Annotated in this window: 22 protein-coding genes and 1 riboswitch; of the genes, 18 read left to right on the plus strand and 4 right to left on the minus strand. The window is 48.3% G+C overall.

The genetic code is table 11. From position 1 onward, the window contains the following. Positions 1 to 204 precede the first annotated feature (204 nt). A complete protein-coding gene (sda, locus tag ABH897_RS17845) occupies positions 205 to 348 on the plus strand; it encodes a sporulation histidine kinase inhibitor Sda (RefSeq protein ID WP_007431918.1) in 144 nt (47 codons plus the stop codon). A gap of 161 nt (positions 349 to 509) precedes the next feature. Here the strand turns inward: sda and ABH897_RS17850 are convergent, their stop codons facing one another. Continuing rightward, a complete protein-coding gene (locus ABH897_RS17850) occupies positions 510 to 1514 on the minus strand; it encodes an NAD(P)/FAD-dependent oxidoreductase (RefSeq protein ID WP_283653171.1) in 1005 nt (334 codons plus the stop codon). A 245-nt stretch (positions 1515 to 1759) separates the two neighbouring features. Between ABH897_RS17850 and ABH897_RS17855 the strand changes: the two genes are divergently transcribed. The 4 genes from ABH897_RS17855 to ABH897_RS17870 all read left to right on the plus strand — a co-directional run bounded on the left by ABH897_RS17855 (position 1760) and on the right by ABH897_RS17870 (position 6241). Continuing rightward, on the plus strand, positions 1760 to 2950 hold the full coding sequence (locus ABH897_RS17855) for an NAD(P)/FAD-dependent oxidoreductase (protein WP_404592522.1): 1191 nt from the start codon (positions 1760 to 1762) through the stop codon (positions 2948 to 2950). Positions 2951 to 3222: 272 nt separating this feature from the next. Beyond that, positions 3223 to 3624, plus strand: coding sequence for a MarR family winged helix-turn-helix transcriptional regulator (locus tag ABH897_RS17860; RefSeq protein WP_404592523.1), 402 nt, complete (start codon positions 3223 to 3225; stop codon positions 3622 to 3624). Between the two features lie 116 nt (positions 3625 to 3740). Next, a complete protein-coding gene (locus ABH897_RS17865; RefSeq protein WP_404592524.1) occupies positions 3741 to 5078 on the plus strand; it encodes an HlyD family secretion protein in 1338 nt (445 codons plus the stop codon). Beyond that, a complete protein-coding gene (locus tag ABH897_RS17870) occupies positions 5075 to 6241 on the plus strand; it encodes an ABC transporter permease (RefSeq protein WP_283653167.1) in 1167 nt (388 codons plus the stop codon). Before ABH897_RS17865 ends, ABH897_RS17870 begins: the two co-directional genes overlap by 4 nt. A gap of 154 nt (positions 6242 to 6395) precedes the next feature. Here ABH897_RS17870 and hemQ read toward each other — a convergent pair whose 3' ends face one another. After that, positions 6396 to 7175: a hydrogen peroxide-dependent heme synthase gene (gene hemQ / locus ABH897_RS17875; protein WP_404592525.1), complete on the minus strand. Its 780-nt coding sequence runs from the start codon at positions 7173 to 7175 to the stop codon at positions 6396 to 6398. A 347-nt stretch (positions 7176 to 7522) separates the two neighbouring features. Here hemQ and ABH897_RS17880 point away from each other — a divergent pair, with 347 nt between their 5' ends. From ABH897_RS17880 to uvrC, 4 genes are all read left to right on the plus strand, one after another. After that, positions 7523 to 9040 carry a replication initiation and membrane attachment family protein gene (locus ABH897_RS17880; RefSeq protein ID WP_404592526.1) on the plus strand — a complete coding sequence of 506 codons (1518 nt, stop codon included), beginning with the start codon at positions 7523 to 7525 and terminating at the stop codon, positions 9038 to 9040. 333 nt (positions 9041 to 9373) lie between these two features. Then, positions 9374 to 10321 carry a primosomal protein DnaI gene (gene dnaI / locus ABH897_RS17885; protein WP_404592527.1) on the plus strand — a complete coding sequence of 316 codons (948 nt, stop codon included), beginning with the start codon at positions 9374 to 9376 and terminating at the stop codon, positions 10319 to 10321. Positions 10322 to 10446: 125 nt separating this feature from the next. Continuing rightward, complete coding sequence (gene trxA, locus ABH897_RS17890) at positions 10447 to 10764, plus strand: thioredoxin (protein ID WP_010347861.1); 318 nt, start codon at positions 10447 to 10449, stop codon at positions 10762 to 10764. A gap of 158 nt (positions 10765 to 10922) precedes the next feature. Beyond that, positions 10923 to 13013, plus strand: a complete 2091-nt coding sequence (uvrC, locus tag ABH897_RS17895; RefSeq protein WP_283653163.1) for an excinuclease ABC subunit UvrC — start codon at positions 10923 to 10925, stop codon at positions 13011 to 13013. Here the strand turns inward: uvrC and ABH897_RS17900 are convergent. Continuing rightward, entirely contained in the window at positions 12982 to 14712 is a 1731-nt protein-coding gene (locus tag ABH897_RS17900) for a CPBP family intramembrane glutamic endopeptidase (RefSeq protein WP_283653162.1), read from the minus strand. The genes uvrC and ABH897_RS17900 overlap by 32 nt on opposite strands. 262 nt (positions 14713 to 14974) lie before the next feature. Next, positions 14975 to 15124: riboswitch (cyclic di-AMP (ydaO/yuaA leader) on the plus strand. Positions 15125 to 15665: 541 nt separating this feature from the next. On the opposite strand from ABH897_RS17900, the gene ABH897_RS17905 reads away from it, so the two are divergent. Then, entirely contained in the window at positions 15666 to 17006 is a 1341-nt protein-coding gene (locus tag ABH897_RS17905; protein WP_283653161.1) for a TrkH family potassium uptake protein, read from the plus strand. Positions 17007 to 17054: 48 nt separating this feature from the next. Further along, complete coding sequence (locus ABH897_RS17910) at positions 17055 to 17723, plus strand: potassium channel family protein (RefSeq protein ID WP_044645478.1); 669 nt, start codon at positions 17055 to 17057, stop codon at positions 17721 to 17723. Positions 17724 to 17738: 15 nt separating this feature from the next. Here the strand turns inward: ABH897_RS17910 and ABH897_RS17915 are convergent, their stop codons facing one another. After that, positions 17739 to 18644, minus strand: a complete 906-nt coding sequence (locus ABH897_RS17915; RefSeq protein ID WP_044645479.1) for a LysR family transcriptional regulator — start codon at positions 18642 to 18644, stop codon at positions 17739 to 17741. A gap of 226 nt (positions 18645 to 18870) precedes the next feature. Between ABH897_RS17915 and ABH897_RS17920 the strand changes: the two genes are divergently transcribed. The 7 genes from ABH897_RS17920 to ABH897_RS17950 all read left to right on the plus strand — a co-directional run bounded on the left by ABH897_RS17920 (position 18871) and on the right by ABH897_RS17950 (position 25747). Further along, positions 18871 to 19545: a succinate dehydrogenase cytochrome b558 subunit gene (locus ABH897_RS17920; RefSeq protein WP_283653160.1), complete on the plus strand. Its 675-nt coding sequence runs from the start codon at positions 18871 to 18873 to the stop codon at positions 19543 to 19545. Between the two features lie 106 nt (positions 19546 to 19651). After that, positions 19652 to 21397 carry a succinate dehydrogenase flavoprotein subunit gene (gene sdhA / locus ABH897_RS17925; protein WP_283653159.1) on the plus strand — a complete coding sequence of 582 codons (1746 nt, stop codon included), beginning with the start codon at positions 19652 to 19654 and terminating at the stop codon, positions 21395 to 21397. A 28-nt stretch (positions 21398 to 21425) separates the two neighbouring features. Further along, positions 21426 to 22193, plus strand: a complete 768-nt coding sequence (sdhB, locus tag ABH897_RS17930) for a succinate dehydrogenase iron-sulfur subunit (RefSeq protein ID WP_014277823.1) — start codon at positions 21426 to 21428, stop codon at positions 22191 to 22193. 172 nt (positions 22194 to 22365) lie between these two features. Next, positions 22366 to 23175, plus strand: coding sequence for an AAC(3) family N-acetyltransferase (locus ABH897_RS17935; RefSeq protein ID WP_283653158.1), 810 nt, complete (start codon positions 22366 to 22368; stop codon positions 23173 to 23175). Positions 23176 to 23263: 88 nt separating this feature from the next. Beyond that, entirely contained in the window at positions 23264 to 24208 is a 945-nt protein-coding gene (locus ABH897_RS17940; RefSeq protein ID WP_283653157.1) for a metallophosphoesterase, read from the plus strand. A 122-nt stretch (positions 24209 to 24330) separates the two neighbouring features. Then, a complete protein-coding gene (locus tag ABH897_RS17945) occupies positions 24331 to 25071 on the plus strand; it encodes a metallophosphoesterase family protein (protein ID WP_283653156.1) in 741 nt (246 codons plus the stop codon). Between the two features lie 52 nt (positions 25072 to 25123). After that, positions 25124 to 25747, plus strand: a complete 624-nt coding sequence (locus ABH897_RS17950) for a GNAT family N-acetyltransferase (protein WP_283653155.1) — start codon at positions 25124 to 25126, stop codon at positions 25745 to 25747. Positions 25748 to 26233 lie beyond the last annotated feature (486 nt).

Raw genomic sequence — 26233 nt, forward strand, 5'->3', positions numbered from 1 at the left:
AAAATTTTTTTTTATTTACCAGCGTCAAAATCCTGTGTATAAGTATTGTCCACATTATCCCCTGTCACATATAAGGCTTTACGACACTTACCAACAATTTATACACAGGATTTCCACAACATGCTGTGGATAACAGAACGCTTGTTCCGTTTTTGGTATTTTGATAGAATAGATTTTGAAATAAAAGGAAAGGTTGTGTCGAGGATGGCTATGCTGACGGATGAAATGCTTTTGGATTCCTATCAGATGGCAATCGAGCTTAAACTTGAATGCGACTTCATTGCACTGTTGCTGGCTGAGATCCACAAAAGAAACTTAGAGATGAATACAGCCGTAGTCCTTCATTAGACCGGACAAGCTCTCGTACTGCGACTGTGAAGTCATTCAGGGTTCGAATGACTTTACGGACAATCACTGCAACGAATAGGCACACCGTAGAAAAGGGTATTTCACTCCAATAATTCAATTTTGGAGTAAAATACCCTTTTTTGTCATAGTCTAAGAATAGACTACAGTTTCATGTTACTACTGTGACCCGGGGACAGCTTGGCGTCCGGATCAACATAAACCTTGGCGTTGTTGACGGCCGTAGGCGCTTCACCGAAGCCGACAGCAATCAGCTTGAGCTTGCCTGGATAGGTCGTAATGTCCCCAGCGGCGAAAATGCCGGGAATATTCGTTTCCTGACGGGAATCGACCACGATGGAGTTACTTTCGATTTCGATTCCCCATTCGGCAATCGGACCGAGAGTGGATACAAATCCAAAGTTAACGATCACATCGTCCACTTCGATTTCCTGAGTTTCTTTGGTTTTTACATGAGCAAGGGTAACCTTCGTAATCGAGTCTTCCCCGTGCAGCTCTGTAATTTCGGTCGGTGTAACGACGTTTACTTTGGAAGCGAGGAGGTTTTCTACACTGTGTTCATGCGCACGGAATTTGTCGCGGCGATGAATCAATGTAACCTGTTCTGCAATCGGTTCCAGCATAAGCGCCCAGTCTACCGCAGAGTCGCCGCCGCCGCTGATCAGCACTTTCCGGCCTGCAAATTTACTCAGGTCGCTGACAAAGTAATGCAGGTTCGTTTTTTCAAAACGATCTGCGCCCGGCAGTTCCAGTCTGCGTGGCTCGAAAGCACCCACGCCAGCGGTAATAATGACCGCTTTACCGTGATACTCGCCGCCTTTATCTGTTTTTACGATGAAGTGGCGTTCTTCCTTTTTCTCTAATGATACGACTTTCTCTTCTAACTGTACTTCTGGATTAAAGTGGTTCATCTGCTGAACCAGATTGTTGACCAGTTCCTGTGCAGTCACTTTAGGAAAGCCAGCGACGTCATAAATATATTTTTCAGGATAAAGGGCTGCAAGCTGGCCTCCGAGTTGGGGCATACTTTCAATTAAGGTGACGGATGCCTGACGCATTCCCCCGTAGAAAGCAGCGAAAATACCGGCTGGACCGCCTCCGATGATAATCAGATCGCGGAGCTCCGCACCTGTGGATTGAGCTGTCACTCTAAAAACACCTCCGAAAGGGATAGTATGGATAATGGATATTGAATGTTGAATCAGCCGCATAGAGGTTAAAAAAAGCCGCCGAACGTATGATTCACTGTCTATCATTATAAACTGCCGGGTTCCGCTTGCAAAGTTTAAGCGAATTATTATTTGATGAAGGTTATCCGGCGTGTATAAATAAGTCATTTTGAGAGCAAAGCTGTGAATAATTACTGATTACGTAAACCGGAAGGGGTAGAAGCATGAGCAGTATTCCCAAAATTGTCATTGTGGGTGCCGGGTATGGCGGTATTTTGACGGCTCAGCAATTGCAAAAGGAGCTCAAGCACAACGAGGCGGATGTCACGCTGATTAACCGCCATGATTACCACTATATAACAACGCATCTCCACATGCCCGCAGCGGGTACGGATACGATTGAGCATTCACGTATTCCGATTTCGCAGCTGATCGATGAGTTCAAGGTGGATCTAATCAAAGGGACGGTTAAGGATATCATACCGAAGGAGAAAAAAATCGTGCTGGAGGATGGATCGCTATCCTACGATTATCTGGTAATCGGGCTGGGCGGAGAACCGGAAACCTTCGGTATTCAGGGGATGGATAAGTTCGCGCTTACGATTCGAAGCATTAACTCGGTCCGCTTGATCCGTGAGCATATCGAATACCAGCTTGCTTTGTATAAAAATGATGGAAACCCCGGACGGCTGAATTTTGTAGTCGGAGGTGCGGGCTTTAGCGGCATTGAATTTGTGGCGGAGCTGGCGGATCGTCTGCCACAATTGGCGAGAGCCTATGATATTGACTTTAACCGGATTCAAATCATTAACGTCGAGGCGGCTCCTACGGCATTGCCGGGCTTCGATCCGGAACTGGTAGAATACGCGATGGATGTCCTTAAGCGCAAGGGCGTTACCTTCCGCATCGGTGTTCCAATTAAGGAATGTCTTGAGGACGGCGTCATTGTTGGTGAGGGTGAGAAAATCGAAGCCTGCACGGTCGTATGGACTGGAGGTATTCGTGGTAACGGCCTGATCGAGAAAGCCGGATTTGAAGTGATGCGCGGACGGGTGAAGATCGACGATTTTCTACGCACACCGGGCCATGACGACATTTTTATTATCGGGGACAGTTCTTTAATGTTTAATCCCGAAGGACGCCCGTATCCGCCGACCGCCCAAATTGCAATGCAGCAAGGGGTACTCTGCGCGAAGAATCTGGCAGCTACGCTTCGTAAAAAGGAGCTGCACAAGTTTGTATTTTCCAACAAAGGCACGGTTGCTTCTCTTGGAAAAGGGGAGGCTGTCGCCGTCGTGGGCAATCGCAAAATAAAGGGCTGGATAGCCGCGCAACTGAAAAAAATTGTGGATATCCGTTATCTGTTTATCATTGGCGGGATTCCGTTGGTGCTGAAAAAGGGACGTTTTTTCTAAGCTTGAGCATGACATCAAAAGATCTTATGCATTGAGAAGGTTTCCATGACTCCTGGCCAGGGGGCTTGGAAACCTTTTTTATTAATGTACTCCTAAAAAGGGTATTGACACATAACTATACGGCGACGTATAGTGTGGATATTAATTACAGAGGGGGGGCCTTCACGTTGTATTCTGATTTTAACTTCAAGGGTGATCCCAAAAAGATAAATTTATTGGCAGAAAAATTTCCCCATGTGGACCCCCAATCGTTGAGTACGCTAGCGCTTTTCATGCAGACAGCTCATGAAGTATACAATGGTGTGTGCTCCAGACTGTCCGAATATGGACTATCGATTGGAAGTCTGAAAATTTTAATTCCGCTGTATCTGCATGAACGTGCATTGACTCCATCTGAACTGGCCGAATATTCAGGAGTAACACGGTCAACCGTAACCAGTGTAATCGACAAGCTGGAACGTGACGGTATCATCCGAAGAAGTACGCTGGCGGATCGCCGTATGACCGCAATCTCCTTGACTGAGGAAGGAAGACAGTTAATGACGGAAAGAATTCCGATGTTCATTCAGCTTTTTTCCGATTTATTGAAGGAATTTACGAAGGAAGATCATGTCCACTTCGCGGGGATGCTACAGAAGCTTTCCACAGGTGTGGAGCGAATAAAACGGGAATAAATGTTTTCCCAAGGCCGATAGTTAGACGTCGTACTATCAGATTGCGTACTTGTTTTTTAAAACAATCATTTTCCGCTTATTATTGGCTAAATCATCATGAAGGAGAGTTCATTGCAATGAATAAAAAGATCATTGTGTACGTTATACTTATTGCCGCGTTAGGTACTGGAGGTACGCTGATGGCTATGAGCGGCAAGGATGCTGTGAGTATGGCTGCCACACAAAAAAACACGCTGCTTACGGCAGATACCGTAAATGCTGCCTTTCAGGGCGTTGGGGGAAGAGTGAACACCATTGAGGTGAAGGAGGAACAACAGGTGAAAAAAGGGGATGTGCTCATGACCCTCGATCCTGTGGACCTCGACCTGCAAATTGAGAAATTAAAAACGGATATCGCGCAGGCTGATGTAAAAATAAAGCAGGCTAAAGACGGACTGCAAAATCAGTCAGAGAAAATTTCGACTTCAGAAAAACAGGGGCAACTCGATATTCAGGCTGCGCAAGCGGGAGAATCCCTGTTGAACCAAGGCACACGTGCGGAGGATATCCAGAAGCAAAAGCTGGCTATTGAAGCGGCGCAGCAATCTTTGGACGCATCTCTGACAGGAGTGGAGACATCCAAGAGAAATGCAGAGATCGCGCAAAAGACAGTGACCTCCAGACAACAGGCGCTGGAACTGGCTAAAGTCAATTACAACCGTATTAAAGCTTTGTACGATGCTGGGGCTGGAACCAAGGCGGAGCTGGATAACGCTAAAAACCAACTGGATTCTGCACAAATTGTGCTAGATACAGCCCGGGATCAGGTGGAGATTGCCAATAATCAGATTACTGCGGCCAGCAAACAATCCGACATTGCTAAAAATAGTATCGCCCAGCAGCAAACCGCTCTGGAAAAAATGGAGGCAGGTGCAACCGCAGAGGAACGCGAACAGGCCCGCATCAAAACAGAAAAGGCCAAGGAAGCACTAACCCAGACCTCCCAAACACGTAAAGATGTTAAAAATAGTGAATACAACGTGGATCTTCTGGCTCAACAAAAGCAGGCATTAAGCGTTCAGCTCAAAACCTTGGAATTGCAGCGCGGACGTACGGTGCTGAAGGCATCCGCAGACGGTAAAGTGTCCCGCATTGTTCCCAAGATGGGAGAAATCGTTGCTACGGGGGCAACAGGCGTCGTTATTGAAACCAACCAGCTATACTATGATATTTATGTGGATGAGGATTCCATCTCACAGTTTAAAGCAGGGGAAAATGTGGCTTCACATGTCGTAGCTTTAGACAAAAATATCCAGGGCAAGGTGAGATACGTTACCTCTGCTCCGCAGTATACCAACATGAGAATGAGCCGGGATAAAGGTTTGTCGGATATAAGCTCCTTCCAGGTAAGGGTAGATGTTCAGCGAACACCTGAATTATTACCTGGAATGACGATAGAGGTTGTGACGAAATGAAGGCGTTTATAGAAGAATGGAAGCTATTGATCAGCGGCAAGCTGGTATTCGTTATGCTGCTCGTCCCGATTGTCGTATCGGCATCTTTAGGGTTTGTTTTTAAAAACAATCAGCTTAATGATGCCTCTGTGGCTGTAGTCGATTTAGATCATAGCAATTATAGCCGACAGCTTATTAATAAATTAAATGCATCCCAGTACATTGATGTACGTTATGTGCAAGAGAATGAAACCGATCCGAATTTACTCTTATATAATGAAAAGTTTTTTGCAGTGATTTATCTTCCGGCAGGTCTGGAGGAGAATAGAGTTAAGGGAGTCCAGAGCAACATCGGCTTTTATGTAGATAACACGGTCGGGCTGGCTACAGGGAATCTGCGGTCGGCGGTGACGGAGATCATTGCCACGGAAAATGCGATGCTGGCTGGTGGTGGACTAAGGGGCATGGGAATGAGTGACAGCCAGGTTACAGGGCTTACCTCCAATATGCTACTCCAGCAGCGTCTGCTGTATAATCCGACCAATGTTACTTTGATGACCTCGGTTATGGGGTTCATGAATACGGTCATGATTTCACTGATTGGTGCTGCTGCGCTGACGATTGTTCCTCGCTTACGGGAGGAAGGACGATTAAAAGATGAGCTGCAGCATTCATACGGTCTGATTCTGAGGGTCATACCGTATGCGGTAGTTGGATGTGTATCCTTTTTTCTATCCATTGGTTTGCTCAAGCAGATCGGCGGACTCCGTTTTGAGGCCAATGTATGGCAAATGAGTATTCCGTTTCTACTGTACACGATTACTTTGGGTTTGTTTGCAATGGTTCTGGGATGGAGTGCGGCTAATCCGGGAAAAGCTTCCCCGCGTCTCATGCTGCTTATATTGCCTTCGTTTATGCTGAGTGGTGCTCAATTGCCGGTAGCTATGCTACCTCCATCGTTGCAGTATGTAAGTAACATTCTTCCATTAACCTGGCATTTCAAGTTTTTGAGAGGGATGGGATTCAAGGGCGGAAGCTTGAAGTATTTCATTCCTGAGGTTGGAGGATTTTTGATCCTGTTAAGTGCTTTGTTGCTTCTGATCTTTATTCTGATTGCTCTGGAGAAAAGAAAGCTGGCAAAAAGCGAGGATGCAGCTGTAGTGGTTGAACCTGTGTTACACTAATATCAAAGAATATGATTTTTCAGGCGCCTGTGAGGGGGCCTTTTCTCATCTTGTGCGGCTTTGCAGCATATAAAAAGGATTCCGCATTCCCTAAAGCGGGAGTTCACGAAATCCTTGGTAGTCTTATTTTAAAAGGGTTCTGGTGATTTGCGTTTTACAGCTTTAACATGTCTTCAAATGTTTCTTCGTTCAACACGCTGCCGACATAGAAGGAGCCGAATTCACCGTAACGGGCACTAACTTCGTCAAAACGCATTTCGTAGATGAGCTTCTTGAATTGAAGGGCATCATCGGAGAACAGTGTTACGCCCCATTCCCAATCGTCAAAGCCGACGGAGCCGGAAATGATTTGCTTCACTTTGCCGGCGTAGCTGCGTCCGATCAAACCGTGACTGCGCATCAGAGTGCGACGCTCGTCCATCGAAAGCATGTACCAGTTGTCATCCAGATCGCGTTTTTTGTTCATCGGATAGAAGCAAATATATCGAGCCTTGTTCAAAACAGGCTTCAGACGTGCAACAATTTGCGGATTTTGCATCGGATCTTCTTCTTTGCTCAAATAGTTGCTCAGCTCGACCACACTCACGTAAGAGTAGGTTTTAGTCGTATATTTGGCAAAGGTTGTTTTGTTAAAATCATTTTCGAGTTTGTTGAGATCTTCCAGCGTTTCGCGTAGATGTAACATCACAAAATCAGCCTTTTGTCCGATTACAGTATATACGGCAGAGCTGCCCAGACCCGCTTCCTCGGTAACGCTCCATTCCTTCATAAACTCTTGAAGCTCGTCCAGCGCCCCGGCGCGTTCTTCATCGTCTGCTGTTTTCCATGCCGTCCAATTGATGGATCGGAAATCGTGAAGTGCATACCAGCCTTCCAGCGTGGATGCTACTTCATTTGGCGTTGATGGGGGTTGTTGAGGTTGATGTTGGTTCACAATGGTCACTCCTTTTTCAAATCTGTAAATAATCATCGGCATGGCCGAAACATGTGCGCTTTAAGTATGTCCTGCGTATGAGAAATATGTGATGCTTAACTATTATATTGTAGCCCAAATAAAGGATTTTCACCAATGAAAGAAATGTGAAGAATTTTGTTTTTTCCGTGATGCAGGTCACAAGTCGTAAAATAGTTAGTATTCTCGAAAAAAGGGGAACACGGACGAATGAGGCTGCCAAAAAGGAGGACAATTGGACTTATTTTGCTGGTCTCAGTTGGGGTCAAGTATGATAGAATAGAAAAACATCTTGGAGACCGTTATGTCAGGAAAGGAAGAATGTTGGAATGCGGATGAAAAACCTGCTGCACTATACTGAGAACCACCGCTACTGCGTTTATCGGGAATTCGGCTTGAGCGCACTGGATGAATTGATGCTGGGAAGCGTCTATCAGCCGATGGTAGGCGCATTTGCGGTCAGCCTGTATCGGCTATTGTTCCAGCATGTGCCAGCCGGACAGATCGGTTATTCGCCGCTGGAGCAGCAGCGTCGTCTTTTTCTGACACTAGGGCTGGAGCCAAGTGAGAAGGGACGCAAGTATCTAATTGAACAGACCTCCAAGCTGGAGGCTGTCGGTCTGTTGCAGACGTCCAGGCTGTATGCACCGGAAACGGACGACTATATGTATGAATATGAGATGCAGCCACCGCTTGCGCCTGCCGATTTTTTTAGGACGCAGCATCTTACTCTTTTGTTGAGAGACAAAATTGGCAAGTTTGCGGTGCTTTCTCTGCGAGAATCGCTGTGGAGCAGCGATTCTGCGGAATGGTCGCAATCTTCCTATAATAAAGAGAATATATCTATTCCGTTTTACGAGTTATTTGAGCTGAACACCCATGTTATTGATTACGAGTTGGAGCAGGCGCTGTCCGAGGTGTCTTCGGGCCGTCACAATGGGGCTCTGGCCGCAGAGTCGGAGGAAGGGCTGAATTATGCGGACATCATTCTCCGTTTTCCGCGCGAATCCGTTAATCGCAAGCATGTAGAGCGTCTGCGTTTTGAGCACGAGCAGTTAGGCATGGTCAATTACGTTGTTCGCAAATTTGACTTATCTGTACAGGACATCAGCCGCTTGCTGGATGAGGACGGTGTTTTTACCGAAGCGGGCGATTTGCTGCTAGACGAGCTTCAACTCCGGGCCAGCCAGCATTCCAGACAGGATCGGAAGCGTCAGGAGGAACAGCAGGTGCAGGCCGCCAAAGTGGTTGCTCTGCGTCAGAGAGAAGCTGCCACTTCGGAAGAGCCTCCTGCGGAGCAGGCCGTGGAAATGGAGTTCTATGTGGAAGTTCCACCACAGTTCACAGCTAAATGCGACATTCACCAATATAATATGATGCTGCGCAACGAGCCTTATCGTCGTTTGTTGCAAACCTTTTTCCCCGGCACGGTTCCCGGTAACCTGCTGGATATATTCGAAAAGATTGATATCAGCTACAAGTTGCCCGGTGAAGTCATCAATGTACTTATCCATTATTTAATGTCCCTGCTGGTATCAGGAAGCGATCAGCGGATCAACCGAAACTTTGTCGAGGCCGTCGCTTCCAATATGCTGTTAAAGCAGGTAAGTACCTACGAAAAGGCCGTTCAATATATACGTGACCAAGCCAAGGTAAAAGGCAAGCAGTCCGCTGCCTCTCCTTCCGGCGGCCGTTCCCGTTCGTATGCCAAAAACAACGGCCCATCCAAGCCATCCATTCCCATCGTACAGGATCATCCTGCCGAGGAACCGGTATCCGAGGAAGAACTGGATGAATTGCTGCGCCTGGCCGAACGAATGCAATCCGGCAAGCAAAAAAAGGTGTAGTGGATAGCTCTACGCTAAATCAAACTATCAATTGGTTTTGATCCAAAACCAATTAGGTATTATAAAAATGTTCAGCGAAGCCAATTCAAATATGTGTCGACTTTATGGCGGTCGGCAGCGGAGCGGGCAGAATTGTTCTGTAGAAGCGAAGCGTTTGCCTAAAAGCTTTCCGAAGGAAAGCTGGCATCGTAAGCATAAGCTATCCCCGGATTTTAACCTTTAAATCCTTATTCCAATAGGAAAAATCTGAGGATAACAGCAATCGGAAGAACAATCTGCATGCGAAGCATCTCCCCTCCATAATTCTGTACATTTTAGAAAGGAGGAGCGTTCTTGGAATCACTGGGCGATTTGCTACAGCAGATGCAGAACCCTTCGTTTCGCCAGCGCACGCGCAATGTGGCCGATCAGGTTCTCAATGATCCGCTGGTGCAGGAATTTTGTGCTGCGCATCACGATATTGACGAAACACAACTGCGATTAAACATGAGTATGCTTTTTCAGTATGCCCGGGATCGTCGAAATTGCGACAATTGTCCGGGACTCGAACAGTGTCCTAACGATTTTCAGGGACATTTTTGCAAGCTGGGCGTAGAATACCCAAATGGTACAGCCGAAATGGTGGACATCCGTACCCCTTGCGCCAAACTGGTAGCTTCACAGCACGAACAGCGGGTGCGTCAGCGGATTAAAAGCTTTTATGTGGATGAGCGTGCGCTCTTGGAAGGCTATAATGCCCTTGAGATTGCACGTAAGGATGCACAACGTATGCCCGCAGTCACACAACTATTCCGTTACATCGAAGAAACGAAAAGCCAGGGTTTATCCAAAAAAGGACTCTACCTGGAAGGTACGTTTGGTACGGGTAAGACCTTTTTAATGGGATATCTGCTGCACGAGCTGGCCCTGTCCGGACTGAACGGTGTGATTGTGTATATGCCTGATTTTGTGGAGGACTTAAAGTCCATGATTCAGGAAGGGCAGAAGCTGAAGGAAACGACTGAAATGCTTAAAAATTGTGATCTGCTCGTATTTGACGACATTGGAGCCGAAAATTTGAGTCCATGGGTACGGGATCATGTGATGGGCTCGATTTTAAATTATCGAATGAACCGCAAACCTACCTTTTATACTTCGAATTATTCGTTGCAAGGGCTGGAGAAGCATCTGAGCTTTACGAGCAAGGACGGTGAGGAATTGTACAAGGGACAGCGTTTGATGGACCGGATTCGCCCTTTTGTAGATGTCATTACCGTTAAAGGGAAAAATCAGCGAGGATAATTGTAAATCAATTTGCTATTTTGATATCTTACAATTAAAAAACTATTGTGATATAATTAAAAGGTGTCAAAAAAGAAATTACAGGTTATAATAATCTTGACTTTTCTATAAAGGAGGAACATACAATGGCAATTGTTAACGTGTCCGACCAATCCTTCAACGCAGAAGTCGAAGGTACAGGAACCGTTTTGGTTGATTTTTGGGCGCCATGGTGCGGTCCTTGCAAAATGATCGCTCCTATTCTGGAGGATCTGTCCACAGAAGTTGGCGACAGCGTCAAAATCGCGAAAGTGAACGTGGATGAAAACCCAGAGTCTGCTTCCCGTTTCGGCGTTATGAGCATTCCTACCCTGATCGTCTTCAAAGACGGACAGCCCGTTGATAAAGTGGTGGGTCTGAATTCCAAAGAAGCGCTGAAAAGCATGCTTACCAAACACCAGTAATTATCGCATGTGACCCATGCTCCTGCGGGGGCTTGGGGAGCGGCCATGAACGGTCAATGCCTCCGGTTGTAAATACCGGGGGCGTTTTTGTGTATTATTCCTGTATATTATATAGTAGTCGAGCAGTCATTATAAGAATGGAAGGAGGAACCGGGCGAATGGAATCTTATGCGGAGGACTTGCGGAATCAGGAGAAGGCGCTGGAGAACATACGACACAAATTAGCGTTGCTGCCAGATGCATCGGGCTGTTACTTGATGAAGAACAGCGAGGGCACCATCATTTATGTCGGCAAGGCCAAAGTGCTGAAAAACCGGGTCCGTTCCTATTTTACAGGCAGCCATAACGGCAAGACGCAGCGACTGGTTTCCGATATCCGTGATTTTGAATATATCGTTACGGGCAGTAATATGGAGGCGCTCATTCTGGAGTGCAACCTGATTAAAAAGCATCAGCCGCGCTATAACGTGCTGTTGAAGGATGACAAAACCTTTCCTTATTTGAAAATTACGAACGAGGAGCACCCCAAGCTGGAGGTGACCCGGCGCGTTCTGAAAGATAAAGCAAAATATTTTGGCCCTTATCCTAATTCCTACGCGGCACATCAGACGAAGAAGCTGCTGGACCGTATGTATCCGTTACGCAAGTGCGGTGTGATGCCGAAGGAAGTGTGCCTTTATTATCATATGCATCAATGCCTGGGCCCTTGTGTGAAAGAGGTTGCGAAGGAAACGTATGACCAGATTGGTCAGGAGATCGGTTCTTTTTTGAGTGGCGGGCATGAGGAAATCAAAAAGGATCTTCAACGCAAAATGCAGGAGGCCGCAGAGGAGCTGTACTTTGAGCGTGCCAAGGAGCTACGCGACCAGATTATCAGCATTGACGCGATGATGGAAAAGCAGAAGATCACGACAGCCGATGCGAAGGACCGCGATGTATTTGGATTTTCGGTAGACAAGGGCTGGATGTGTGTGCAGATCCTATATGTTCGTAAAGGTAAAATGATCGAGCGGCATATGTCTACGTTTCCTTTTTATGGCGAGGCCTACAGCGACTTTATGTCCTATGTGACGCAATATTATAGTGATAACCCGGCGGTGCCGCAGGAAATATTGCTGCCGGATACACCGAAGCTGATGAAGCAGGCGGAACAGGGTGATGTCGGTCAATCGGCTGTGACGGAAGCTGTTTCTCACACTGCAACAACCGAGGGAACCGCACAGACCAGTAACAATGCTGTACAAGAAGCAGGGACATTATCGGATGTGGCAAATGAAGAGCAGCCGTTCGAGCGTTCCGCGGATGCACTGCTGGTGGCCGAAGAGCGTGCTTCTTATGGAGAAGCAACGGAGCAGGACCAGACAGAAGCCCAACTGTCCGGCGGGCTGGAGGAACCAGCTACGGCGGCACTCGCTCTGGCTGAATGGCTGGATGTAAAGGTACTGGTGCCTCAGCGTGGACTGAAAAAGCAAATGACGGGTATGGCTACGGAAAATGCACGGGTTGCTTTGGATGAGAAGTTTAAGCTGATTGAGCGGGACGAGGAACGGACATCCAAGGCTGCAAGCAATCTGGGGCGTGCGATTGGGCTGGATAGCCTGCATCGGGTGGAGGCGTTTGATAACTCCAACATACAGGGCTCCGATCCAGTCTCGGCAATGATTGTGTTCATTGATGGCAAGCCTGCCAAGAAGGAATACCGTAAATATAAAATCCGTTCAGTGCAGGGGCCGGATGATTATGAAACGATGCGTGAGGTTATTCGGCGTCGATATGAACGTGTGCTCAAGGAAAATCTGGAGCGTCCGAATTTGATCGTCGTCGATGGTGGACGCGGACAGATTAAGGCCGCTGTGGATGTGCTGGAGAATGAACTGGGTTTGTTCATTCCTGTGTGTGGTCTGGTGAAGGATACCAAGCATAGAACCTCTCAACTACTGGTGGGGGATTCTCCAGAGGCCGTGACACTGGCCCGCAACAGTGAAGAATTTTACCTGCTGCAACGCATTCAGGACGAGGTTCACCGATTCGCCATTACATTCCATCGTGAGCAACGGGGCAAATCCATGGTAACCTCTCGTTTGGACTCGATTCCGGGAATTGGCGAGAAGCGGCGTAAGCTGCTGCTTAAGCATTTTGGCTCACTTAAAAAAATAAGAGAGGCCAGCGTCGAAGACTTCCGGCCTCTCTCTATCGGTGATAAGCTTGCGCGTCAGATTATAGCTGCCCTTCGGGAGGAGGAGTCGTAGAATACGGCTCTTCTTTTTTTATGGGCTCAAACATGACTCGATTTGGTTTCTTTGGACTAAACCAGTACATGATATAGGCCACAATGGCAGGGAGCACGATCCAGAATATACCTGCGAACAGGTTCACGCTATCTCCCAGCGTCATCACACTCAGTCCCATCAGAATGCTGTCAAAAATAACGTGGCTGAACATGGCGGCAATAAAGCCGTAGCGCAGGAACACAAAACTGAACAGCAATCCAAGGAAGGTCAGCTCAATCGGTCTGGAAATGACCGGATAGATCGGATACAGTGTGTGCCCCAGTGCCCAAATCAATGTGGTGATCAGACAGGCAACAAAAGTATTTCTTACTATTTTTTTCACCATCGGAATACCAAACAGACGGTATACGGCTTCCTCTCCAATACCAGCCATCCAGGCCATAATCGGCAGTAGCCATGGATAAGCCATGTTATAAGGAGACTGTGTGGCATCTGTTGTGGAGAACGTATTAAGCGTGCGCTCCAGTACAAAGAACAAAATGGATTGCACCCCAAGTAAAATAAAGGCCCACAAGTAGCCAACATACATACTGCGAAGCACATACAGCCCATAGCCAGACTCCTTGGCGCGTGGCCATGCATTCAGTCCAACCTTGCGCATCAGCCCGTCACCGCCGACCAAGGAGAAGTAGATCGCTACAGCCATTACGAAGGAAACCACAACTTGCAAAATCATAAGAAATATAAGCGCTCCCCGTACGCCTGCTTCCGCTTGCAGTACAGGTAGCATGTTAAATGTTCCTGCCATACTGGCAGCAAAATATACAATGGACAGAACAATGCCGCGTACAAAGGAAGTGTGGCGTCGTGTGAGTGAGGCGTATACGATGGCAAGTATGCCCAAGACCATGCTTAATAAGGCATAACCCGCGTAGGTCATCCAGTTTGCCCAGTACGTTTGTTTTTTGACATAATCCGTATAGGACGATGGGGCAGAAAAGCTTTGTGTAAACGAGCGAACATCCCCGTCTTCAAAAGTAAAAGCCAGTGTAAGCACCGAGGAACCGATTTTCTTATCGTCCACGGTATACTTCAATCCACCCTCGCCATCGGTTGTTGCGAGCTTCAAGTCCGACGGCTTAAAGCCAAAGCGCTTCACCCAAGCTGTCGCTGCCTGCTCCTTCGCATCCAGCGTCATGTCTCCCTCAGCTGCACGTACAAGCCTGTTACGTGCTTGCTCATCCGTAGAAATATCAGCTTGTGTGTAACTGGTGCTGGAGGTAATTCGTTTAAAGCTAACGACTTTGCCAGTGGACAAATCCACATGAATTTGCAACTTGCTCTTCGAAGAAGGTTCCGGCAAATCGACCCGGAAGGTTTCGTAAGGATAACTTTTTTTCCATGTACGGTCATACTGTTGAAGCAGCTTTTCTCTGGATAAATAACCGTACAGGTCCGTTTCGGCCTGATAGGTCACCAGAGGCTCCTTAGACCGTAATTCGGTATAGCTCAGCTCGGAGCGGGCGAAGTCCAGCGCGTGTATGACTGCTTCCTGCTTGCTGATGACCTTGGCATTCGCCAGTGCCTCCGGATTCGGATTACTAAATGAGGGAATAAGCAATTGAAAGACAAAAAAGCAAATCAGGCCAATCGCGCCCAGCAAGCCTAATCTTTTGAAGTTGGCCGTGAGCACGACCGGTTTCCCGATAGGATTCATGAGTTTCCTCCTTAATCTGTAAATAAGAACATCCATTAAAGATATCATACTGCACAGGTTCCCGCCAACAGACCTACGATATTCATGAAAATGGAGTGAAAGCACTTTAAAGTTTCAATAAAATAAGATAAGCTGCGATTAAAGGTGGCCTATTCTCAAATTACCGCTAATTTAACGTTATTTCGACGAAATCGGTTTTGTGCTCTGCATACATAAAGATTATAATCTTGAGGCAATGGATATGAAATACATAGGTAACGATATACATTTTGAGCCGAATTTCCATAGGAAAACGGGGGAACCATGTTACTGGGGTGAATTTCACAGCCGGTCCCGGACCGGAAGTGTGAATAGGGCATACTGTGCTGCCCGAATCCGTCAGCTAACCTCGTAGGCTGTGAGCAGGAACCAAGTCAGGCACTCGGTTTTCCGGTGTCTTTTTTTGTGCGATTAAAACGTAGCTGAGTTAAGTCCGCTTCGCGCTCCATTTGATCTTCCGATCGCTGTTGTCTCTGAATTTTATTGGATTAGATAAGCCCTGTTAAGGTTAAAATTCAGAGACAAAGGCGAGCGCTACCGCTTCTCCAGATTCAAATGGATCGCTGCGCTGCTGCCCGCCTTAAAGTCACTAAACGTTTCATGAGGTAGTGAGGTATGAAGTGTGATGAGTACTGATAGGTAAAAGTATCTTGCTCTGCGGATACTTTTCTGTTTGCTAAAAAAACGGACTAAAGAAACTGAAAAGAGATTGGTGATTTTATGAGCTGGCAGTAGCGGAGGGGGCAGAATTGTTCTGAAGAAGCGCCAGCGTTTGCCTTTACCACCGGATTTTAACCATTAAAAGGGCTTATAAAATCAGAAAAAAATCCGGGGGTAACAGCAATCGGAAGAACAATCTGCACCCGGAGCGTCTCCATGCTCATAATTCACCTAGTAGGAGCAGTGATAAATAGATGAATCCCAATGCAAGATGGCTTCGGCTTTCTCCACCGCAGATATTTGTTGCGGGCTTTGCCATTATCATTCTTATAGGCAGCTTGTTGTTAATGCTGCCGATTTCCAATACAACGGGGAAGCCGCTTGCATTTATAGATGCTTTGTTTACAGCTGCCTCCGCAACCTGTGTAACAGGTCTTGTCGTTAAGGATACTGGTACCTTCTTTACCACCTTTGGTCAGGTGGTTATCGCTGCGCTGATCCAGATTGGTGGTCTCGGCTTTATGACGATGGCTACTTTGATTGCGCTGGTGTTCAAGCGCCGCATTTCCTTGCGGGAGCGCCTGATTTTGCAGGAAGCGATGAATCAGACTTCTGTTGAGGGAATTGTCGGATTGATTCGTAGGGTGTTGCTGTACTCGCTAATTATTGAGGGCGTGTGCGCCACGATATTCGCGATTCGCTGGTCCTTTGATATGCCCGTAGGCAGGGCGATTTATTTTGGAATCTGGCATGCGATTTCCATGTTTAACAATGCAGGCTTTGATTTATTCGGTCAATTTCGCAGCCTGACAGGTTATGTGTATGATCCTATTGTTAATTTTACAGCTATGTTTCTGATTATTTCGGGTGGCATCGGCTTTGTGGTTATGTCGGACCTGGTAGAATACCGCAAGCGCGGGAGACTTTCCTTGCATACCAAGGTGGTACTCAGTATGACGGCTGCCCTGATTGTAGTCGGTACGCTCGTCATCTTTGTATTCGAGTTTACCAATCCGAAGACATTGGGCTCGCTGGATTGGAGTGGAAAGCTGCTGGGATCTTTATTCCAGTCCGTAACACCACGCACCGCAGGTGCCAATACGTTAGATATCGCTGGCTTGCGACAGGCCACGCAGTTTTTCATCGTTATATTGATGTTTATCGGTGCTTCTCCTGGCTCTACTGGAGGCGGTATTAAGACGACAACGTTTGCGCTGCTCATTGGAGCCGTGATTTCGATGCTGCGGGGTCGGGAGGATATTGTGCTGTTCAAATACCGGCTTGCGCAGGGGCGAATTTACAAGGCTTTGACTATTACACTGCTTGGGCTGCTGTTTGTGATTGGCGTGACGATGATTTTATCGGCAACCGAGGATCATCATTTTCTGATGATATTATTCGAGACGGTGTCTGCATTTGGGACGGTGGGATTGTCCATGGGACTTACACCTGACTTGACAGTTATAGGCAAGCTGGTCATTACCCTGACGATGTTTGCGGGCAGATTGGGTCCGCTCACGCTCGCTTATGCAATGACTCCGAAAAAGGGTAAGGAATTATATCGTCATCCGGAAGGCAAAATGATTATAGGATGAATCAATCATTTATGAAATTGATTCAGATAAGGGAGTTTTCGAGTAGATATGAAAACGCAGCAGTTTGTAGTTATTGGTTTGGGACGATTTGGCTCAAGCCTGGCTTTGCAATTGGTAGATATGGGGTGCGAGGTGCTTGGCATCGACCGGAATGAGGATGTTGTGGACAGTATGAGTGAGCTGTTGACGCATACCGTCGTGGCGGACGCTACAGATGAGGATTCACTACGATCACTGGGCATCCGCAATTTCGATTGCGGCATTGTTGCGATTGGTGCTGATATTCAGGTCAGCATTCTGGCTGCCATTTTGCTAAAGGAGCTGGGAGTGAGCAAAGTCGTTGCCAAAGCGATTTCTGTGCTGCACGGACGGGCGTTGGAAAAGCTCGGTGTGGACCGGGTCATTTATCCCGAGCGGGATATGGGGATACGGGTCGCGCATCAACTGGTCACGCCTAATTTGCTTGATTATTTGGAGCTGTCCAAGGAATACAGTATTGTAGAACTCAACGTTCCTGCATGTCTGCATGGCAAAACGCTATCTGAGCTGAATGCCCGCACCCGCTTTGGTTGCAGCATCGTCGCGCTTCATACGGCGAACGGTATCCTGATTGCACCAACAGCGATGGATCGGCTAAAAGCGGACGATATTATGGTCATCATCGGCTCCAATGATAATATCGGCCGCTTCGAGGACGAGGTCGTTAACGTTAACTAGGAAAGCTGTTCTCAGCTACACCATACGATAGCCTGCAAACGATGCACGTGTCTCGCTGATCCAGCGCCGTGCTGTCGGCCCCAGATCGGTTGTCTCCGAGTAGATAAGGGAGGTGGTGCGTCGTGTCTCCTTCAGATCGGGCAAGTACAGCGCGGTTAGCCCATTATCCCGAAGCAGCTCGCTGCGCAAGTAGGATTTGGGCAGCAATGCGGAAGCCTTGCAGGTCGGCAGCAGGCGCACAATCGCCTCGAACGAGTCGATTTCCATACGGATATCCGGCATGATGCCGCTGCGCTGGAACAGGTCATCTGTAAGACTGCGATACCAGGTTCCCTTGGAAAAAATAATCATTGGCAGTCCTTGCAGGTCTTTCATCGAGGCCGTTCCCGTCTTCATCGTTAATTCATGTCCGATCGGAACGACTAGCTCCAAATGATCATCAAACAGCGGAATGCAACGCAGTCCGGCCTCATGAATGGCAGACCCGACAATACCGGCGTCTGCTTTTTTGTCGCGTACAAAAGCGACGATTTCATGGGTTTTGCCCGTGAGTAGTTTCAGCTCGGTTTGGGGATGCTTGCTCATGAAAGCTTCAACGAGGGTAGGTAGCGTCGTTTGGAGTGTCGTCAGACTCGCGCCCAGTGTGAGCATGCTCTGGGCTTCGTTTTTGTGCTGGGACAGCTTTTGCAAAAAGCGGAGCTGCCGTTGCCGTTGCTCCAGTGCGAAGGTATATACAAATCGGCCTGTCGACGTAATTTCGAGTCGTTTGCCCCTCCGATCAAAGAGGTTCACACCCATCTCTTCCTCCAGCTTGGCGATTTTGCGGGACAGGGCCGGCTGGGACAGATTAAGCAGCTTGGAGGCTTTATTCAGGCTGGATTGCTCGACAATGACAGCAAAAGCGTTCAAATCCTCAAACAAATCATCCACTTCCTCTCTATATGCAAAAAAGACATAACAATTAATACGTATATTGCAATTCCATTATAAGCCGAAAAGGAGTAACATGAAAGCGACACAAGATGTTCACACTTTTGTTTTCCCTTTTAAGGAACACCTTGTTGGACATTTCCTGTCGGAAACTGTCATTTCATATGTTATATTACTATTGAAAACGCTATTATTGGGAGAAGGGAGCATTACCTAGATGAGAGGATTTTATTCCAGAAAGCTGCACTCGCTTCTTGGCGTCATCCCGCTGGCTCTGTTTTTTGTAGAGCATTTGGTGACCAACTTCACAGCGGTGGAGGGCGGCAAGGAAGGATTCAATCGCAGCGTGGCCTTCCTGAATGGTCTACCGCTTGTTATTGTGCTTGAAACGTTATTTATTTACTTACCATTGCTGTTCCATGGAATCTATGGCTTGTATATCGCTTACCAGGCTGATCCGAATGTCAAAAATTTTGGCTATTCGCGTAACTGGCGCTTTCTGTTTCAGCGCATTTCCGGTGTGATTACGTTCGTATTCATTATCTGGCACGTATATGATACACGTTTTCAGGTGGCTCTGGGTAATGTAACACATGAGCAGCTAGGCGGCGTGATGCATGGCATTGTAACGAATCCGGTTTATTTTATCCTTTATTTAATCAGTGTTGTTTCGGCATCCTTTCACTTTGCTAACGGACTATGGGCTTTTATGGTCAGTTGGGGGATTACGGTGGGACCGCGTGCACAAAAAGTGTCCTCCTATATCTGCATGACCTTGTTCGTGGTTGTATCCATCGGCTTCATCGCTTCCCTGTTGGCATTCCGCAGCGCGGAATTCCAGGAAACGGCAACCGCCTTGATACAAAGCAGTGCTATTCAACAGCTACTGTAAAAAATGAATGCACACTTTACGTGTTTGCAATACATCGTTTGCAGATTCTATTTCTTATGGTAAAAGGGGATTTGGCTAAAATCCTGAAAAAAAGGAGTGAGCAGAAATGGCAGCATCCAACATCATTGTCGTGGGCGGCGGTCTTGCGGGTCTAATGGCTACGATCAAGGCGGCAGAGGTAGGAGTTCACGTTCATTTATTTTCTTTGGTTCCGGTCAAAAGGTCCCATTCCGTTTGTGCTCAAGGCGGCATCAACGGCGCGGTGAATACGAAGGGTGAAGGTGACTCACCCTGGATTCACTTTGACGATTCGGTCTATGGCGGGGACTTTCTGGCAAACCAGCCTCCGGTAAAAGCGATGTGCGAAGCGGCTCCGGGAATTATCCATCTCATGGACCGTATGGGTGTCATGTTTAACCGGACACCGGAAGGACTGCTGGATTTCCGCCGCTTCGGGGGTACGCAGCATCATCGGACCGCCTTTGCTGGAGCGACGACAGGGCAGCAGCTTTTGTACGCACTTGATGAACAGGTACGGCGCTGGGAATCCGAAGGCTTGGTGACCAAGTATGAAAACTGGGAGTTTTTACAGGCTGTACTAGATGATGAGAGTATCTGTCGCGGCATCTGTGCGCAGGATTTGCGCACGATGGAAGTGAAGACTTTTGCAGCGGATGCAGTTATTTTGGCATCGGGCGGACCTGGCATTATTTTCGGTAAAACCACGAATTCCGTGATCAATACCGGTACGGCTGCCGGGGCGGTATATCAGCAGGGCGTACGCTATGCCAACGGCGAGTTTATCCAGATTCATCCGACGGCTATTCCTGGGGATGACAAGCTGCGTCTGATGTCTGAGTCGGCACGGGGAGAGGGCGGCCGTATCTGGACATACAAGGACGGCAAGCCGTGGTATTTCCTCGAAGAAAAGTATCCGGCTTATGGAAATCTGGTCCCTCGTGATATTGCGACACGTGAAATATTCAGTGTATGTGTCGATGATGGGCTCGGCATTAATGGCGAGAACATGGTGTACCTTGATCTGTCCCACAAGGACCCGAAAGAGCTGGACGTGAAGCTGGGCGGTATTATTGAAATTTATGAAAAATTCGTCGGTGACGATCCGCGTAAAATACCGATGAAAATCTTCCCGGCTGTGCATTATTCGATGGGCGGCATGTGGGTCGATTACAATCAGATGACGAATATTCCGGGACTGTTTGCCGCCGGGGAATGTGAATTCCAGTATCACGGAGCGAACCGTTTGGGTGCCAACTCGCTGCTGTCAGCCATTTATGGCGGGATGGTGGCTGGACCAAAGGCTGTGGAATACATTAAAGGCTTGAAAAAATCCGCGCAGGATGTAGCTTCCTCCGTGTTCGATGCGGCGGTCAACCAGCAGACAGAGAAGTATGAGCGTATTTTGCATATGGACGGGAAAGAAAATGCCTATGTCCTTCATAAAGAACTGGGCGAGTGGATGACGAATAACATGACCGTGGTTCGTTATAATGACAAGCTGGAAGCTACGATCCACAAGATTAAGGAGCTGAAGGAGCGTTATTCCAACATTAACATTAATGATGCTTCGCGCTGGAACAATGCGGGTGCGGCGTTCACACGTCAGCTGTGGAATATGATGGAGCTGGCCGAAGCGATGACTAAAGGAGCGCTGCTGCGTAACGAAAGCCGTGGAGCCCACTACAAACCTGACTTCCCGGACCGTAACGATGAGGATTTCCTGAAAACGACGATTGCGGACTGGACACCGGAAGGACCGCAAATCTCGTATGAAGCGGTAGATGTTTCGTTGATCAAGCCGCGTATTCGGGATTACTCCAAGAACAAGTAAAAGGAAGATACAGAAGGGAGTGTATTAGATGTCGGAGCAAGCAGTGAAATCGGATAAAACCGTGAAGTTCGTTGTGACCCGTCAGGATGAACCTAATGCGAATCCATATACGGAAGAATTTGAGTTGGCTTATCGACCGGGGATGAATGTAATCAGTGCGTTGATGGAGATTCAGCGTAACCCGGTGGACAGCCATGGTAAAGAGACAGCCCCGGTATGCTGGGAGTCGAACTGCCTGGAGGAAGTGTGCGGAGCCTGCTCCATGGTGATTAACGGCAAGCCGCGTCAGGCCTGTGCCGCGCTTGTGGATAAGCTGGAGCAGCCGATTACCATCGCGCCGATGAGCACGTTTCCGGTTGTGCGGGATTTGGTCATCGACCGCAGCCGGATGTTTAACGCGCTCAAGAAGGTCAAAGCATGGATTCCAATTGACGGCACCTACGATCTGGGCCCAGGCCCCAGAATGGCAGAGAAGAAGCGTCAATGGGCGTATGAGCTGTCCAAGTGCATGACTTGCGGTGTCTGCCTGGAAGCTTGCCCGAATGTTAACGAGAAAACGACATTCATTGGACCTGCGGCGATATCTCAGGTTCGTCTGTTCAATAGCCATCCAACTGGGGAAATGAATCAGGAGGAGCGGCTGGATGCGTTGATGACGGACGACGGGCTGGAGGGCTGCGGTAACTCGCAAAACTGCGTACGTTCCTGCCCGAAGGGCATTCCGTTGACAACCTCCATTGCCGAAATGAACAAGCAAACGACCAAGCATATGTTCAAGCGCTGGTTGACCGTATAGCACTCGTCAGTGAATGCTTTATACAAAAACAGGCTTTTTCCCTGAACCGGAGAAAGCCTGTTTTTTGTGCTCAGGACAGATCGGAGTTATCGTGGAGGGAGGAGAGTGGGGCAGCAGTTATGGTATAATTATGGTATTGTGTATCGTTTTTGGAGAAAAGGAGGCTGGACAGGTGGCTGTACAACCGATGACGCGACGGCCTGTTACCGGGTCGGATGTGTTGAAGGGATTAAAGGAGCTAGGAGTTCAAAAAGGCATGACGCTGCTTGTGCACTCGTCGATGCGCAGCTTCGGCAGTTTTGTTCCGGGCGGGGCCTCTGCCATTCTTGCATCGTTAACCGAAGCCATTGGTCCGGAAGGGACGCTGGTCACGCCGACGCAATCCCATGATCTGACCGATCCGTCGACATGGATGAACCCGCCTCTGGATGAGTCATGGTGGGATCTTGTACGCGAGGAAATGCCCGTCTATGATCCGGCCTGGACACTGACCGGGGGGATGGGTGTCATTGTGGAAACGTTCCGTGGCCTGCCGGGAACATTGCGCAGCGGACACCCGCATGTTTCGTTTGCGGCCCGTGGACCTGCGGCTTCACACTTGCTGGAAGGGCATGAGCCTGATTTCGGGCTGGGTGAACATTCGCCACTGGCGAAGCTATATGAGGCAGACGCCTTCGTGCTGTTGCTGGGCTGCGGACATGAGAGCAACACGTCCTTTCATTTGGCGGAATACCGCACGGCGTACAATGGACGTGAAGAATCGACCCATCAGGCCCCGATGATGGTGGACGGGGAGAGAGCATGGGTCACTTTTCAGGATTTTAATATTACCTCAGATGATTTTGAGCAGCTGGGCCATGACTTTGAACGGGATTGCCCTGCGTGCTTTACACGGGTCAACATTGGAGAGGCCTTCTGTTTTTTAGCGAGGCAGCGCGATTTGGTAGACTATGCAGAACGATGGTTAGCCACCAACCGCTAGAGGGCTAAAAGCGTGAGATATTTGAACATTTGAATCATGAGATATCTGAACTGTACAATAGTTGAATAGATAGCAAGGGGGCACGCATATGGAGAAGACGCCGCAAACCCGCCGCGAGAGTCAGGATGGCTCACACGATGAGGCAGCTATCCCTCCCGGTTCTTCGCGGCGTTCCATTTCAAATGAGCCAGCCAATCCTTCGCGCCGCCGTTTTTTGAAAAAAGCCGCTTTAGCGACAGCCGGAACCGCGCTTTTGACTGGAGGATACGCTTCCTTATGGGAGCCTAATCATTTGGAGATTACACGTTTCACACTAGCTTTGCCCCGTCTGCCGTTGGCTTTTGACGGCATCAGGGTGGTGCATTTTAGTGATGTACATTTGGGCTTTCACATGGATGAGCAGGACCTGCGGGAGCTTGCGGATCGGATTGCAGGACTGGAGCCGGATTTGCTTTGTTTTACAGGTGATATTGTGGATGATTATGCCGTATCTATGAAAGCTGCTGTTCCGGTCATGGCCTCTATGCACGCCACACTCGGCAAATTCGCCATTCTCGGCAATCACGATTATAGAGGTTTACCAGCCGGGGTACAGGAGCTATATCCGAAAACCGGGTTTACGTTGCTGAGAAATGAACACGTGATTGTGGAGCGAGCAGGACAGCGAATGGCGATTGTCGGTTTAGAGGATGACATTATGGGCAAACCCAATCCACGGCGTGCCATCCACGGACTACCTGATGAGATGTGCAAGCTTCTGCTTATGCATGAGCCGGATTATGCGGATGTGGCGGCGAGAATGTCCTTTGATCTTCAGCTGTCGGGGCATACGCATGGAGGACAGGTGCGCTTGCCTGTCATGGGAGCGCCGATGCCGCCTCCGGGTGGACGCAAGTACATTCAGGGATTATTTCATGTAGGGACCGACAGAATGCCGCTGTATGTCAGCAGAGGCATTGGTATGACCAAGCTGCCGATTCGTGTGCTGTGCAGGCCGGAGCTGAGTGTCATTACACTGAAATCCGGTCAATAGGCTATTATATGTTTACCTTCATCAGCATCGGCTTGTAACTACTATCAGGATTATTTAAAATCCTCACATAAAAAGGGTTTAGTGTAGTATGTAGCTGTTTCGGACAAAGGAGTGATATTCAGATGGATCGTATTGCTGTCATTTCAGATATACATGGCAATTGGCCTGCCTGCGAGGCGGTGCTGGAGGATATTGCTTCCCGAGGGATTAGTCGTGTGTTTTGTTTGGGCGATCTGATCGGCAAAGGGCCTAGCCCGTGCGAGGTTCTGGAGGCTGTCCGTCAACATTGCGAGGTGGTGGTGCGTGGCAATTGGGATGAGCTGGTTAGCATTACGGATGATCTCAATTTTAGCTGGCAAGCCGAGCGCCTGGGCACAGAACGGCTACAGTATTTGGCAGAGCTACCGTTTCATCATGATTTCAGGATGAGTGGACGTCGTATCCGTCTGGTGCATGCTTCGCCGCAAAGTGTATATCATCGCGTGCAGCCATGGGATGAGCCGGAGAAAAGACTCGCCATGTTCGACCCGTTGGCCGAGGAAAGTGGAGAAGTTGCTTTTGCCCCGGATGTCGTGGGGTATGGAGATGTGCATAATGCCTTTATACAGCATTTTCAGGGCAAAACGCTTTTTAATGTCGGCAGTGTTGGCAATCCGCTGGATGTAACTCAGGCTTCCTACTGCATTTTGGAGGGGAACATGGGAGAAGAGAGTCCTACCCCTTTTTCTATCCAGTTTGTACGTGTGCCTTATGATATTGAGCTGGCGGTGAGACAGGCTGAGGAAGCAGACGTACCTTCTTTGCCGTATTATATCCGTGAGTTGCGCACAGGCATTTACCGGGGAATTCAGGACCTGGATTGAGTGTGCAACCTATTCGCTGCAAAAAGCCAATCCATCCGCAGGAGGGATCATTGTGCTGACCAGAGAAATGCTTCGTTCAGGGTCAGGGCTACCGGAGCTTTATACCGACCGTGTCCGGTTGCGCCAGCTACAAGCAAGGGATTACCCCGCGCTGGAACGGATGCTGTCCGATCCATTGGTTATCCGGTATGTGAACCGGATTCGCAAGCCAGCCGATGCGCGGATGCGGCGTCTGGTAGCGCAAATCAGAGTAGCTGCGGATTCCCTGGATTCCCTGCATTTTGCGGTGGAATGGCAGGGGGGAAATACAGCAGCAAACAACGAACCTGGCGAACTTAATGAACTCAATGAACGCAGCCACTCGCCGCTGCTCGGTATCGCTTCATTCCAGCAATGGAATGAAAAAGCAGGGGAGGCGCAGCTAGGCTATATTTTGGACCGTCCTTTCTGGGGACAAGGGCTGGCTACAGAGGTCGTGGAGGAAATGCTGAGATTTGGTTTTGGTGCTTTAAAGCTCAAGCGGATCGAGGGTCGTTGCCAAGAGGATAATCAGGCTTCTGTGCGTGTGCTGATCAAAAATAAGATGCGCCAGCTGCGCACAATCAGTGCCTATGATCATTCAGGAGAAGTGCCGAGTGTATTGGTGTTCTCGATTACCCAAGGGGATTATGCATAGAAATGGAAAAGGAATACTTTGTTACAGAGATGAAATATAACTGCAAACTAACTCTAACACAGGACGGGTACAATACAGACATGACCCCCTTTTGAATAATATATGTTGCTGGGCCCGATGATTCGGGTCCTCTTTTTTTGTTATCATATAGGGACCGGACAGGAAAGAAGGGCTGATATTGGCTTTGAATATATGTAGTACCGACATTCATCATCTGTTTGACCAATTCACTGAACTTGTGGATGGCTGTGTTCATCATAAAGAAAAAGAAGGCTGGTATTCGCCATCAAATGCTGGAAATACGGTTATCGCCACAAGAGCTTTTTCATTATGCTGGAGATATCACAGAAAAGCACAGGATGGAAACATAGCTACAGCGTCACAGAGGGAGTATTCATTCATACGCAGACATGTCAGCGATGCACAAATGTGTTTTTGACATGATAAATTGCACCTATATTGGGAGGATGAAGCGGTTATACATGG

Origin of the sequence: Paenibacillus sp. RC73 (genome assembly GCF_044908085.1) — a bacterium.
In the GTDB taxonomy this organism is placed as follows: domain Bacteria; phylum Bacillota; class Bacilli; order Paenibacillales; family Paenibacillaceae; genus Paenibacillus; species Paenibacillus terrae_A.